Here is a 14,129-nt window from a genome sequence, read left to right as displayed (position 1 = left end):
AAACGTGAACTGCTTCTAGGTTTTGGAGGAACATATACTATGGAAAAAAGCTATGTGCAAAATAGAACCAGAGCTCATCGGATAAAGAAAAATAGAAGAAGACTACTGTTTATTATTATCATTTGTATTATTCTAATTGTTTTAAAACTCTTTGACATTCTCAGTAGTAAACCACAACCAGTAAAAACGATTGAATTTGCAGAAAAAATAGAATCCGTATCAACCGGTAAATTAAATAACGAATCCCAAGGGAGCGAATCCCCTAAAAAAAATGTTTCGAGTGCTGAGGATGCTGCATTTGTTGAAAAGTACTTGAATCAGCAAATGCATGGGCAGCGGCCTGAGGGGATCGACGGTAAAAAAGTAGTCTATTTATCTTTTGATGATGGTCCATCAGTTACCGTAACGCCTAAAATATTAGATATTCTTAAAAAGGAAAATGTGAAAGCGACGTTTTTTGTGGTCGGAAAAGCAGTCGAAGAAAATGAAAGTACTAAACATTTAACCAAAAGAATAGTTAAGGAAGGGCATGCTATCGGAAATCATACCTACTCACATGACTACGGTTATTTATATCCTAATCAGACTGTGAATTCGAGCATTTTTATGAACGATATTGAAAAAACAAATCAAATTTTAAAGCAAGTATTGGGGCAGGGCTTTTCGACAAGGGTGATTCGATTTCCTGGTGGTCATATGACATGGCAGAGAAATGACCCCAATGGTATGGAAGTGCTGGACAAAGCTTTACGTGATAAGGATTATCATCAGATTGATTGGAACGTGTTACCTAAAGATGCAGAAGGTGCACCTAAGAATGCTAAACAACTAATTAGCGAATTCATGAGGAATATGGGGAATAGAGAAAAAGCAGTGGTGCTCATGCATGACACCTATGGGAAGGAAGAAACAGCCAAAGCCTTGCCTGAAATCATATCATATTTAAAAAAACAAGGATATGAATTTAAGACTTTAAGGTAGCTAGTATATTGAAGCCAAGAGGAACACTGTAACCCATCGAAACAGAAAGGAAAAGCAATAAATATGGACATTAAAGATCTAGAAGATCTATATTTATCTCATAAATCTGAACTCCTTGGCTATCTTTTAAGAATAGTGCATAACAAACAGGATGCTGAAGATTTGTTGCATGAATGCTTTATTCGGTTTATAAGGGCTGCTCCTGATTTGCCCGAAGATCGTATTCGATTTTATCTTTTGAGAATTGCTAAAAATTTAGCTATAGATGTAATAAGAAAACGAAAAAAGATGGAGGAATTTATTTTACGTAAGGAGCAGATCTACTATCACTGGGATATCTTCGATTTTGAAATTCAGGATGAGGTTAACCGAATTCTTCTGATGGCAAGTAATACCGAGCAAAGGACGGTACTTCAATTGCGTGTACTTCAAGGGTACTCCATAAAAGAAACGGCTAAAATTTTAAACAAGAGTGAAAACTCAGTGAAGTCTTCGCTTCACAGAGCCTCCAAACGTATCAAATTGAAATATATTTCCTGAACACTATGGAGTGCTTCCTTTTTATAACAAAAAGTAAAACAAACAGTCCCGATGAGAACTTTCGATTGCGGGGCTGTTTGTACGTTGTACATAGTAGGTAAAATGGTGGAGAAGGTCGTAAGTAATTACGGTTATTTTTTTATGCCGATCAACAAAACATCAGCTTCAAAATCATGCATACCTATGATCGTGGTGTGCTCTTGCACAGAGATTGAAGCTGTGCCAAAACGACGATTCTCCAGGTCAATGACCGTGAAGTCGTATTCACTCAAATCCACGTTCAGCTTCAGCACCGTGTTGATTGGAACATAGATGGCGACCTTGGTGTAATCGGCGCTTACAGCCGCACAAATTTCTTCCGTATTTTTAAGCACTATATTCCAAGGCTGCATACCTGTAATTCCATATATCCCGAAGAGCCATTTGGCCAATCCGTAATCCCATGCCCCTTCAAATGTAAGTGCAGACTGCCAATCATATGGACTGTCGAATCCCTCCCCAGTTACACCGAACCTTTTGCCTTTTCGATGCCAGCTCCAAATACCATGGGCTCCATAGGTTATGCCCGCAGACGCCCCGGACAGAAGACTTTGCCAGGCTGCCTTACGAACATCGGCGCGGCTGAAGCGGCCATAGACTTTTCGACTGTAGCCCATTTGTTCATAACAGGGCTCCGAGTTGAGCACCGGTCGGGTGACAGGCTTATTGCAGAAATCCAGTGCGAGTGTATACGCTGTTGGTTGAAATTGTGAATTATGTCCTGACTGGTACATGTAAAAATCCAAATGGGGGTCATCAATAAATTCCTCTGGCAGTGCCGCTAATCTTCCTTGAATATGCAGGGTGGTCAGACACTGCGGGCTGTGCTGTTTTATGGTATGGAGAGCAAGTCGGTAATATTGGTTGGCACGCTCGGAAGGGAAATCGGTGTCACCACTTATAATATAAATAGGGTAGAATTTGGAGAACCGATCGGCAATGTAACGCACATAAGGTTCCACTGCCCCAAGTGGCATTTTTTTCTCCTCACGAAGCTTGGCAGCCCAAGTATCCGGAATATAATTACACCATAATAGAACCAGGGCAGGAACAAAGCCTCTGTTTACAGCCATTTCGATCATCGTCTCGGCTCTGGTAAAATATTCTTCGTTCAGCATATAGAAATTGTAGCTGCCATCCTCGGCATATGCAAAAGGCTCATAGTTCAAATCGCTGCCACTTGCATCCCATTGGCGCAGCAAATTGATTTGCAAGACATTGAAGCCCTGACTTTTCCGATAATCCAGATAATAGGCCCATTCCTCCAGCGTGATGTTGGTAAATGCGCTCCAAACCGTATCCGCCAAATAAAAAAAGGGGTTCCCCTTATTCATGAAATATCGTTTGTTCTCAGCGATACTCAGTTGAATCAAAAGCTTCCTCTCCTAACGATTGTAATGGCAGAAGCGGCGAACGTTTATCCGTCTCACCGCTTCTGCCTTTTTATTATAGGATAACAGGACTTGCTGTGGTTTCATTTGCTTGCTTGTCCAGTTGCTCCTGCGCTTCGTGTTCCTTTTTTAGAGCCTGCTTATCCAGCGCTCTAAAGAACGGGTAGTAAATCAGCATACTGATCGGGATGAGCACCAGTTGTGCTGCGGCTAGTTTCCAACTGCCCTCAATGAAGCCCAGAGCAAAGATAGGGGTGCCGAAAGGCGGGTAAATCCCGATGGGTGCCGGCAACAAACCGATGTTGGTGGCAATATAGCCGAGTACCGCACAAATGATGGGGGCAACGATAAACGGAATGGCTAGCAACGGGTTCAATACCATTGGAATTCCGAAGATCAACGGCTCGTGAATGGAGAAAAAGGTACCCGGAAGACCAAGCTTGCCGATCGTGCGAAGCTGTTTGCTCTTGGCCAGGAAAACCAATAGCAGAGCAAATCCAAGCATCGGTGCATAGTTGCAGTAGATGGACCAGAAGGCCAGACCGATCGTGTTCGGAAGTGGAGCGCCTGCCTGGAAAGCGTCAAGGTTGGCTAGATCCAGACTCATCCAGATGGGCTTAACGATAGCGAGTATAACAATTGCACCGTGAATTCCGAACATCCACAGAGCCTGCATAATAATCAGCGCGATAATCAAAGCGCCGAGTGATCCGCCCAACCCTTCCAGTGGTATTTGGAGATAAGTGTAGATAAAATCGTGAACTGTACCAAATGGAGTCTGCATGAACAAACCAGCAACGATAACAAACACAACTGCTACCAAGACAGCTGGGATCAAGCCTGAGAAGGTTTTGACAACGGTGGGCGGGACCCCTTCAGGCATTTTAATCGTCCAATTGCGGTCGACAATCCAAATATACAACCGTGCAGCAACCAAACCGACGATCATGGCAACGAACAATCCCTGCGCGCCGAGCCATTGAAGTGGCAAGGCACGAACTTTATCAAAGGTTTGGATCGGTGTAACGATAAGAAAAGAGAGAAGAGCGGTTGCCGCTGGCACAAGGGGGTCCTTGTCAAAAGCTTGCGCCAGTCTGTAGGCGATAAAAAATACCGCATACAGTGCAATGATGCCAGTGGTCATTGTCGATGCCAACCCGATTATCGCCTTTACGGGTGCAATGAGATTCTGGTAAGGCTCCCAAGCAAGTGCAGAGAAGAGGGTTGCAAATGCTCCGATAATCAGAAAAGGAAGGGTGGACATCAGCCCGTTGGAAATTGCGCTCATGTAACGGTTTTGCTGAATTGTACCCGCTACTTTTTGAAGCTTATAAGAGAATTTTTGTTGGTTAGCCATATTTATTCAACTCCTACTATAGACTTTCATTCGCCTATATAATGACTTAGAGAACGCTTTCGTTTGGTGAAACCCCATGCAGAACCTCATATATCGTTGCCTGATTTGGCCAACCTCCTTGTTCTGAATGGTGAGTGAGCATCTGGCTCTGAGCTTTACAGCTTAAGCGCGTCTTCTAGCACTTTTTCACCGTTCATCATACCGTAGTCCACTATATTGATAACACTTACCTTAATGCCCTTAGGTTCATATTTTGCCTTGAAATCATCCTGCAGGTAGCCGACCTGTGGTCCAATTAGCAGTACATCTGTCTTGTCGGCATATTCTTTAAACGAACTTTCGGAAGTAGCCCTGATTTCAACCTCAAGGTTTTGTGCTTGTGCGGCCTTTTGCATTTTCTGTACCAACATACTTGTAGACATTCCTGCAGCACATACGAGTGTAATTTGTTTCATCCGTTGTTCCCTCCAATAGAAGTGTGGTTTGTGATTTCTTCATAACGATTTAGTCTGTTGTAAAGCTCGATTATATGTCCAGCTAGATCTTTAGTTGTGATGGCTGACATAAGGTGATCTTGAGCATGTACCATAAGCAGTGTGACTTCGTGGGCGGTTCCGCCAGCTTCTTGTTGAATCAGTCTCGTTTGTGATTTATGAGCTTTAACCAACTCGGCTTTGCTTTCTTCAAGCCGCTCTGCCGCCAACTGTGTGTTACCCTTTTGAGCAAGAGCGATTGCTTCCATCGCTTTACTCTTGGCAACACCTGAGTTGGTGATAATTCCCATAATGATTTCTTGATACTCCTCCATCTCGTTCACCTCATGCTTTTTTCTCTTTAACTTACAGTTTCAGTGTATAGGTTTACTGCCAAGATCTAAACCCAAGTCTTTTCCGCCAGTAGCGGAAATTCATTCATTGCTGCTACTCTTCCAATTTAAAAAGCTCCGAAGCAGCACCTGTTCTGTGATATCAGCCGGATGCACTGCGGAGCTTGATTCAATACAGCTTATATTTTACGATAATCCTGGAGAATTCCTCGTACGTTTCGCATTTTAACATCTGCTGGACGATATCCGAATTGTCGACCAGTTCCATGAGATGGTTATACATTTTAGCGGGTGGCTCTTTACCGTTTCTTTCAATGCTGAGGAGACAGATGAACTGCACTGGCTTGTCGCCCCATTCGATAGGCTGTTGAAGGGTGCAGACCGCCCATACGGTTTGATTGCTTTGCGGAATGATAGGGTGAGGAATGGCTACCAAATTTCCGTAAGCGGTGGGTGCAGCCTGTTCTCGTTCCAGGACAAGTCCATTAAAACCTTCGGCAGAGCGAATCAGCCCTTCAGCATATATGTTTTGGCCCAGAAATGAGATGACCTCTTCCTTGGTGGTAAAATTTTGCCTCAGAAATACGAGTTCCTTCCGGATGTAATGAAAATCAAACTCGGCTTCACCAGCCAGCAAATTTTCAATTTTCTCCATATCGCTGCCCCCAAGAAGAGTCTGCACGACTACGACTGGAACCGATAATGGCAGCTGAATGGGAATGGTGCTCACCACGAAATCAATGTCATGAAGGGGAACCTGCTGAAGCTTGTAATATTCCGTTGTACCCGCCACTTCAAGCAAGCTGCCAAAAGTGCTTTGCAGTTTGTATTTGAGCAGTCGGGCGCTTCCGACTCCTGAAGTGCAGACGACCAGACAGCGTTTTGGCGAGGTGTTCATACGCTGTCGTTCGATGGCTGCCCCGATATGAATGGCGAGATAGCCCATCTCCGCTTCCGGGATGGCAACATTCAGCTTGCTCTCGATCAGCTTGGCACCAATGACTCCCGCTTGAAAAGCCAGAGGATAGTTGCTCTTGACATGATCCAGCATGGGGTTTCGGATGTTCATCCCGTACTTTACCCGGTTCAGCGCTGGCTTCAGATGAAGGCAGATGCCTATGAGCAGTTCTGTATCACGGCTGATGTTCAGATTCAAATCCCTGTCAATCTCGGCGAGCATTTCCTTGCCCAGTTCATAGAGGTTCCAGTCCAGCAGCATCTCGGGTCCCATGTCCTCTATTTGGTGTCCTTCAATTCCGACAAACCACTTGTTCCCGGCAAGATGCATGGCAATGTAGGCGATTTCATTTTCAGGAAAAGACAACTGCAATTCCTTTTCGATCAGCTCGACAATATGCTCGGCAGCCCGAAATTCATCTGTGCCCCGCAGATCTCCTATTTCCGCCGAGAGCATAGCTACCTGATTTCCGTCACGAATGCGCTTGCAGGCGATCGCAATATGAATGGACAAATTGCTGAAGGCGATATCGGAGAGCGTTACTTCATATTTCTGAGTCTGTTCCAGAACGATCCCGCAAATCAGCGTCATTTCGCGAGGGGTGACGATGCGCAGCGCTGCATGAAGTGTTCCGCCTTGTTCTTCAGAACGGCTCACAATAAACTCGGACAAACAGAACCGAAGCTGAACTTCATCACCTTTCAGTTTGACTCCGTAATTTGGCCGTTTATCAATGGCGATTCCGTAGCTTTGCAGGGTTTGTTTAACCTCTTTGAAATCATTCTGCACCGTAGACTTGCTTATATATAGCTCATCTGCGAGGTCTTCCAGCTTCACATAATGATCAGCGAGCAGGAGACGCTTGATTAAATACAATTGCCGGTAGCCGGGAGAACCTGGATCATCGGGCTCGCCAGACAGGAATAACTGCTGCAGCAGTGCACGAAAGCTACGATGATCCGCAATTTTCAACTCATATCCCCTTGAACGAACAGGGTCAATTGCTGCCCCATGCTTGGATAGAAACTCATCCAGTTCCCGAATATCGCTGCGGATGGTACGTGAAGTAACTTGAATCAATTTGGCGAGATAATCACTTTTGACAGGGGCATCGGCAGCCAGCAAGTGCTGAAGAATTGAAACCATGCGTGCATTCATTCAAGGTTCCCCCCTTTCTGTAAAGCGGAATACGTGCAGTGTACATAAAAAACCTCCGATTATCCAAGTGTAACACCTGTATAATAATCGGAAGCTTGTAGTAGGCTCAAAAGTAAATGAGGAAGAATAAATCAACCATTAGCGGAGGAAGATGGTGTAAACGGCTGTTCTGAACGGATTACCATCTGCACAGCATTTTGCCAACCTGTATAAAGCCGCTGGCGACTAACTTCATCCATACTAGGAGTGTAGTGCTCATACAGATTCTGATCAGAGGTATCTCCCGTGACGATGCCTTTAGGATCTGACCAGTATCCGACACCGAGACCACCCAGATACACAGAACCCATTGCAGACAGCTCGGCACAGGTAGAGCGGGTAACGTGGCTACCCAGAATATCTGCCTGAAACTGCATGAGCCAGCTGTTAGATGAGGCTCCGCCATCCGTACGTAAACTAGTAAGGGGCACACCGGATTGTTCACGTATAAATTGTACCGCATCTTTCACTTGATACCCGATACTCTCCAGCGCTGCGCGCACAATATGTGCTTTGCCGTTTCCACGGGTCATACCCACAATTGCAGCACGTGCAGAGGGATTCCAGTAGGGAGCACCCAAACCGACAAAAGCAGGGACCAGATATACACCCTCATTGTCCTGCAATTCGGTGATCATGGATTGCATTTCCTCAAATGAAGAGAATAATCCTAAATTATCCCGTGTCCATTTTATACTGTCTCCGGTTGTACGTATAACAGCTTCCAATGCATAAGTAACTTTTCCTGAAGCCCCCCAGGCAATCGTTGTGACCAAGCCTTCACCGCCCTGCACGGGTTGCGAGCCAATATTCATAAGTACAGATGTTCCAGTCCCATATGTCGCTTTGGCGTCGCCAGTCTCGAAGCAACGGTGTCCGTACAGTGCACCCTGTGAATCTCCGATTATCCCTGATATCGCTACTTGTTCGTCCCATAATTCCGCTTCCTGTGTATAGCCATACAAGGCATCGGATGCTTTTACCTCAGGGAGCAGGGAGGAAGGAACACCAAATATATTGCACAAATCCATATCCCAAGCCAGAGTGTGAATGTTAAAAAGGGAAGTCCGGCTGGCGTTACTGTAATCGGTTGCATGCATTTGACCGCCCGTAAGCTTCCATAGCAGCCAGCTGTCCATGGTCCCCGCAAGTAGTTTACCTTCAGCAAGCAATTGGGGGGCATGAGGTACATGTTCCAAAATCCAATTGAACTTGGCGGCAGAGAAATAAGGATCGAGCATTAGACCTGTCTTGGAGCGTATAATATCTTCATAGCCAGTATTCTTCAATCGTGTGCAGACCTCTGCCGTTCGCTGGCACTGCCATACAATGGCATTATAGATAGGTAAGCCAGTAGAACGGTCCCAGATCAGAGCCGTTTCTCGCTGATTCGTAATGGTTACTGCGGCCAGCGAGGAAGGAGAAAGCCCGGCTTTCTCCAGTACGCCTTTCGCAGCAATAAGTACATTGTGATATATCTCAAGCGGGTCATGTTCAACCCAGCCCGGCTGTGGGTAATATTGTTTGTGCTCCAAAGAATAACGGGTAATCACTTCTCCCTGCTGATTGACCAGCAGTGTTTTGGTTCCAGAAGTGCTTTGATCGATCGCCAGAATATAGGTCTCGATATTCATTACAGCTACAGCTCCTTACTTGTTCATCAATTCGAGCACAATCTTGCTGATATTCTCAGAGGTAAGTCCATAATGTTTAAAGACTTCAGCTGTTTTGCCGGCAATCGCTGGTTCATCTGGTATGCCCAGTACTTTCATAGGAACGGGTTGATGTTGAACAACCACTTCTGCTACAGCGGCACCCAGGCCTCCGAATACACTATGCTCCTCTACGGTGACAATACCTCTCGTTTCCCGGGCTGCGGCGATGATCGCTTCCTCATCAAGTGGCTTGATGGTGTGCATATTGAGAACACGAGCTTTCACACCCATCTGCTGGAGCAACTCAGCCGCATGCAGAATGATACGGACGGTCTCACCAGCGCCAATTAGGGTAATGTCTGATCCTTCTTGTAGGGTAACAGCTTTCCCAATCTCAAACGGATAATCATCGGACGGATAGACATCCTCAACAGCATTACGTCCGATCCGTACATATGCGCCTCCTTCATGCTGAACCAGTGCTTCGGTCATTTTCTTGGTTTCATGACGATCGGCGGGGAGTAATACCATTAAACCAGGAATCGCTCTGGCTACAGCAATATCCTGGACAGAGTGGTGGGACATCCCCAGTGCGCCGTAGCTAACACCACCACTTATCCCAATCAGCTTTACATTGGTCCCAGAATAGGCTACATCTACCTTGATCTGCTCAATACTACGCATGCTCAGGAAGCAGGCAGGAGAGGTGACGAACGGCTTTTTACCGCTGTGTGCGAGTCCGGCAGACATACCGACGATATTTTGCTCGGCAATGCCTACCTCCACAAATTGTTCTGGATGTGCATCGGCAAAGGGGGCCATAGCAGCAGAGCCGCGAGAATCACTAGCCAACACCATAATATCCCGATCCTCTTTGGCAAGGCTAAGTAGCGTTTCACAGATGACCTGACGATTTGGGATTTTGTTCATTGTTTATCTCACCTGTCCTTCCCCGGATAATTCGTCTATTTCTTTCGTTAGTTCCGCCAGTGCACGTTCAAGTTCATCATCACTTGGAATACGGTGATGCCAGCCTGGAACACCCTCGGCAAAGGATACGCCTTTTCCCTTGATCGTGTTTGCCAACACCAACGTTGGTTTGCCTTCAATTTCAGGGACATTGCGGAATGTATGGATCAGTTCCTCCATGCTGTTGCCGTCAATGGAGATCACGTTCCAGCCGAAGGCGGTCCACTTTTCCTCCAACGGCTCAAGTCCCATAACTACCTCGGTTGTCCCGCTAATTTGCAGGCCGTTGCGGTCAATGATACCGACAAGATTATCCAGTTTGTAATGGGCACCTGCCATAGCAGCTTCCCAATTGGAGCCTTCCGCTTGCTCCCCGTCACCCATTAGACAGAATACACGGTAGGATCGTCCGTCACGCTTGGCAGCCAGTGCCATACCGACTGAGATGGGGAGGCCATGGCCCAATGCACCTGTATTCATTTCAATACCAGGAACTTTATTGTTCGGATGCCCAATCAGACGGGTTCCGAATTGACTATAGGTTTCCAGTTCTTCTTTAGGGAAGAAACCAAGGTCTGCCAGAATACACCATAAAGACTCGACGGAATGTCCCTTGCTGGCAATAAAGCGGTCACGTTCCTCCCATTTAGGATTAGCGATGTCAATATTCATGATTTCGTAGTATAGGGCGGTGAGTATATCTGTATTGCTCAACGAGCCTCCTGTATGCCCTGTTTTAGCACGATGAATAATGGTGAGCAGGTCCTTACGGATTTGTGCGGCTTTGATTTTCAAGTCTAGGATTTCCATAGTGTCCTCCTGAAATAATATAGTTAAACCAGAATACCCGACTTGGTGACAGCGAGATCGGAGCCACGCAACCAGCGCTGGATTTCCTGTTCGGTAGGATCTACCGGATCTGCCGTGACACCTGGAAGGTAGTTGCAGGCCTCGTACAGAGCCGGGATGACATTAGCGTGAATGCCAACGGAGTGATGGACGTAAGGACCTTTGACGAGCTTTTCTTCCCATAAAGGCCAGTCGTTGACTTCTACCCAGACATACGAGCCGCGGGTATAAGGTCCCTCAATTCCTTTAGCCTTGCCGAGGAAAATGGAATAATCTCCGTGATCACCATCAAAACGTGCGATGGTCATGCCGCCGCCTTTGATCTGTCCTTCATGTGTGCCTGGTGCGTGATCATCGAATAGAAAGTGCTTGCGTAGTTTGGGCTTGTTCTCAATAGACATGGATACTGGAAAGTTCCCACAGTGGAAAAGAAGCTCTCCATTTTCGTTCTCGGGGTGACGTACCGTAATATCAGCAAAAAAAGTAGGAAGTTCGTTCATCCCAGCCGCTTGCACCATAACTGATGTAATTGCTCCGTGAATATCGGTTTCGCAGGTGACCGGAATTTGTTCATCTGTCAAAATGGCATTGGCCAAACAAGGCATAATCCCCATGGCTTCCTGGAGGGAGGACCAGCATTGGATGGCGATGGCTGTACTTCCGGTTTCGATAGCATAGGATTTCATGGCTACTTTAAGTGCAGCGATGCGTCTGATATCTTCTTCGGTGACTTCACTGTAGTCCAGCTTCTCTTTGATATAATCAATCGCTTCTGAAAGTTCAGCACTGCTCCCGGCTGCAATTTTCTTTGAACGCAGCTGAATATCTACTAGCGTAATTGGATGAATCTCAATACCGAATCGCTCCAACAATTCTCCTTCATTGCAGATCATAGTCCAAAAGGAAGCAGGACGAGGACCTATCTGAAGAATCCGTAAACTTTTGAACTGTCGTACTACATTGGCAGCCGAGATAAAGTTGTTAAAGCCGCGTTCAAATACCGGATCAGCTACACGACTGTTTGTGATATAGGTAAAAGGGACATTAAAGCGACGAAGCACTTTCCCACTGGCGAACAATCCACACTGGGTATCCCGCAATCTCATGCCGTCGGCCAAAGGAGCCTCATCACGTGGACCCCACAATAGAACCGGCTTGCCAAGCGCTTTGCCCACACGGGCAACCGTATCCTCGGTACCAAAATTACAGTGGGGGAAGAAAACGGCGTCCACTTCCTCTTCCTTGAAACGTTTGATAATTAAGTCCGCGTTAATATGATCGTCATACAGCAAACCTTCCTCATTAAGTCCTTCCAAATCCACGATATCAATGTTCATTCCGAAGCTCTCGATTTGTTTGCGAATGGCAACTTTGTAGCGGAATGCATCTTCAGCACTGAAGGTGAATCGTCGAGTAGGTGCATAACCCAGTTTCAGCTTTTTCATAAATAACTCTCCTTGTACTAAAGTAAATGAACTGAAATTACGCTAAACAAAACTAAACTAAAGCAGCTAAATTAGATGTTATTTTATTTTCAAAGTCATCGTATCACCTATATAAACCGCTGTCAATTAGCTTGTTTATAAAAAAAGAGTTGCTTAGTTTAGTTATTTTGCGAAAATAAACTAAAAATTCGTATTTTGTTTAGAGTGAATAGCGTATGGATCGTATCTATTAAATTTGACAGGCTCCTAAATCTTTGTTAGAGTTTCAAACAAATATGAATAACCTTTTCATGGGATGTTACCGATAGGGCATAACCTGAATCGGCTTGTTTACACTGCAAGTGTACTCAGGCTGGTTTGGGTTTTTTTATTACTCACACCCTTTCTGTACCTCCTTTATCACACATTTGGAAGGAGAACGTTTATGTCTAGTTATGTTTTTCCTAAAGACTTTTTATGGGGTGGTGCTCTTGCTGCCAATCAGGCCGAGGGGGCTTATTTGGAAGACGGTAAAGGATTGAGTTTGGTGGATCTGCTGCCTACCGGAGAGAAGAGAAGAGGCATAATGAAAGGGATTGTTCCTTCGCTGACTCCACTTGAAAGCGAATTCTATCCTTCCCATGAAGCCATTGATTTCTATCATCGCTATCACGAGGATATTGCACTATTTGCGGAAATGGGTTTCAAAGCACTGCGTGTTTCCATTGCCTGGGCTCGTATTTTTCCAACTGGAGAAGACGCTACTCCCAATGAAGCGGGGCTGCAGTTTTACGATGATTTGTTCGACGAATTGCATAAACACGGCATTCAGCCGGTTGTAACCCTCGCTCATTTTGACGTGCCAGTAGCTCTGATCGAAAAATATGGAAGCTGGCGCAGCCGTAAATTGGTAGGTTTGTTCGAAACCTATGCCAAAACCGTATTCACTCGTTACAAGGATAAAGTGAAATACTGGATGACGTTTAATGAAATCAACATGCTGCTCCACTTGCCGTTTCTCGGTGCCGGGCTTGTATTCCAAGAAGGTGAAAACGTTAAACAAATTCAGTACCAGGCTGCACATCATCAGCTTGTTGCAAGCGCGCTGGCTGTAAAAGCATGTCACGAGATCATTCCAGATGCGAAAATTGGCTGTATGCTTGCTGCTGGCAGCTTCTATCCGTATACATGTAATCCCGAAGATGTATATCAGGGGATGGAAAAAGACCGCGAGTCCTACTTCTTCATTGATGTCCAATCACGCGGCGAATACCCTGGTTATGCGAAGCGCTTCTTCAAGGACCATGGATTAAACATCGAGATGGAATCCGGCGACGCAGCCATTTTGAAGGATCATACCGTTGATTACATCGGATTTAGCTATTATTCGAGCCGGACAACCAGCACAGACCCGGAAGTTGTCAAAAATATGACTAGCGGTAATGTATTCGGCTCCGTGGCCAACCCATATTTGGATAAGTCCGAATGGGGCTGGACGATCGATCCAAAAGGATTCCGCATCACAGCCAACCAATTGCATGACCGTTACCAAAAGCCTCTTTTCGTAGTGGAAAATGGCTTTGGTGCCAATGACGTGGTTTCACCTGAAGGAGAAGTGAATGACGATTACCGAATCGACTATCTCAAGCGACATATTGCCGAAATGGGTGAGGCTCTTCAAGACGGCGTCGAAATTATCGGTTACACCAGTTGGGGACCTATTGACATTGTCAGTGCTTCCTCTGGAGAAATGAAAAAACGCTATGGTTACATTTATGTAGACCGTGACAATGAAGGCAACGGTACGTTGAAGCGTATTAAAAAGAAAAGCTTCGACTGGTATAAAAACGTAATTCATTCCGACGGTGAAAATCTCGGCGAATAATCGTACGACAAGAAAATAGGATCGGATGTCCTCAATCAACGGGAATTTCCGATCCTTG

General features: G+C 45.6%; 12 protein-coding genes. 3 read left to right on the top strand and 9 right to left on the bottom strand.

Translation table 11 applies throughout. The features are described 5' to 3' along the window. Positions 1 to 39 precede the first annotated feature (39 nt). Entirely contained in the window at positions 40 to 981 is a 942-nt protein-coding gene (locus ABEW32_RS06080; protein WP_430185673.1) for a polysaccharide deacetylase family protein, read from the top strand. Positions 982 to 1,044: 63 nt separating this feature from the next. Then, positions 1,045 to 1,521 (top strand): RNA polymerase sigma factor, encoded by a 477-nt coding sequence (locus ABEW32_RS06075; RefSeq protein WP_430185671.1) that lies wholly within the window; start codon positions 1,045 to 1,047, stop codon positions 1,519 to 1,521. Positions 1,522 to 1,652: 131 nt separating this feature from the next. On the opposite strand, the gene ABEW32_RS06070 is transcribed toward ABEW32_RS06075, so the two are convergent. The 9 genes from ABEW32_RS06070 to ABEW32_RS06030 form a co-directional block, all read right to left on the bottom strand. After that, entirely contained in the window at positions 1,653 to 2,933 is a 1,281-nt protein-coding gene (locus ABEW32_RS06070) for a glycoside hydrolase family 140 protein (protein WP_430185669.1), read from the bottom strand. A 73-nt stretch (positions 2,934 to 3,006) separates the two neighbouring features. Continuing rightward, complete coding sequence (locus ABEW32_RS06065) at positions 3,007 to 4,308, bottom strand: PTS sugar transporter subunit IIC (RefSeq protein ID WP_430185667.1); 1,302 nt, start codon at positions 4,306 to 4,308, stop codon at positions 3,007 to 3,009. Positions 4,309 to 4,463: 155 nt separating this feature from the next. Beyond that, positions 4,464 to 4,763: a PTS sugar transporter subunit IIB gene (locus ABEW32_RS06060; RefSeq protein ID WP_430185664.1), complete on the bottom strand. Its 300-nt coding sequence runs from the start codon at positions 4,761 to 4,763 to the stop codon at positions 4,464 to 4,466. Next, entirely contained in the window at positions 4,760 to 5,116 is a 357-nt protein-coding gene (locus tag ABEW32_RS06055; RefSeq protein WP_430185661.1) for a PTS sugar transporter subunit IIA, read from the bottom strand. The genes ABEW32_RS06060 and ABEW32_RS06055 overlap by 4 nt, the downstream gene beginning before the upstream one ends. Positions 5,117 to 5,303: 187 nt before the next feature. Further along, positions 5,304 to 7,250 carry a BglG family transcription antiterminator gene (locus ABEW32_RS06050; protein WP_430185659.1) on the bottom strand — a complete coding sequence of 649 codons (1,947 nt, stop codon included), beginning with the start codon at positions 7,248 to 7,250 and terminating at the stop codon, positions 5,304 to 5,306. 131 nt (positions 7,251 to 7,381) lie between these two features. Then, positions 7,382 to 8,923, bottom strand: a complete 1,542-nt coding sequence (glpK, locus tag ABEW32_RS06045; protein ID WP_430185657.1) for a glycerol kinase GlpK — start codon at positions 8,921 to 8,923, stop codon at positions 7,382 to 7,384. Between the two features lie 15 nt (positions 8,924 to 8,938). After that, positions 8,939 to 9,874: a transketolase family protein gene (locus ABEW32_RS06040; RefSeq protein ID WP_430185655.1), complete on the bottom strand. Its 936-nt coding sequence runs from the start codon at positions 9,872 to 9,874 to the stop codon at positions 8,939 to 8,941. A gap of 3 nt (positions 9,875 to 9,877) precedes the next feature. Then, positions 9,878 to 10,723 carry a transketolase gene (locus ABEW32_RS06035; RefSeq protein ID WP_430185653.1) on the bottom strand — a complete coding sequence of 282 codons (846 nt, stop codon included), beginning with the start codon at positions 10,721 to 10,723 and terminating at the stop codon, positions 9,878 to 9,880. A gap of 23 nt (positions 10,724 to 10,746) precedes the next feature. After that, positions 10,747 to 12,207, bottom strand: a complete 1,461-nt coding sequence (locus ABEW32_RS06030) for an L-fucose/L-arabinose isomerase family protein (protein WP_430185651.1) — start codon at positions 12,205 to 12,207, stop codon at positions 10,747 to 10,749. A 424-nt stretch (positions 12,208 to 12,631) separates the two neighbouring features. Between ABEW32_RS06030 and ABEW32_RS06025 the strand changes: the two genes are divergently transcribed. Then, positions 12,632 to 14,071, top strand: coding sequence for a 6-phospho-beta-glucosidase (locus tag ABEW32_RS06025; RefSeq protein WP_430185649.1), 1,440 nt, complete (start codon positions 12,632 to 12,634; stop codon positions 14,069 to 14,071). The last annotated feature ends 58 nt before the right edge of the window (positions 14,072 to 14,129 follow it).

The sequence above is a fragment of the Paenibacillus jamilae genome (assembly GCF_050482105.1).
GTDB lineage: Bacteria > Bacillota > Bacilli > Paenibacillales > Paenibacillaceae > Paenibacillus > Paenibacillus jamilae_B.
The sequence above is the reverse complement of the archived record's forward strand: the minus strand, read 5'-3'. Positions and strand labels throughout refer to the sequence as shown.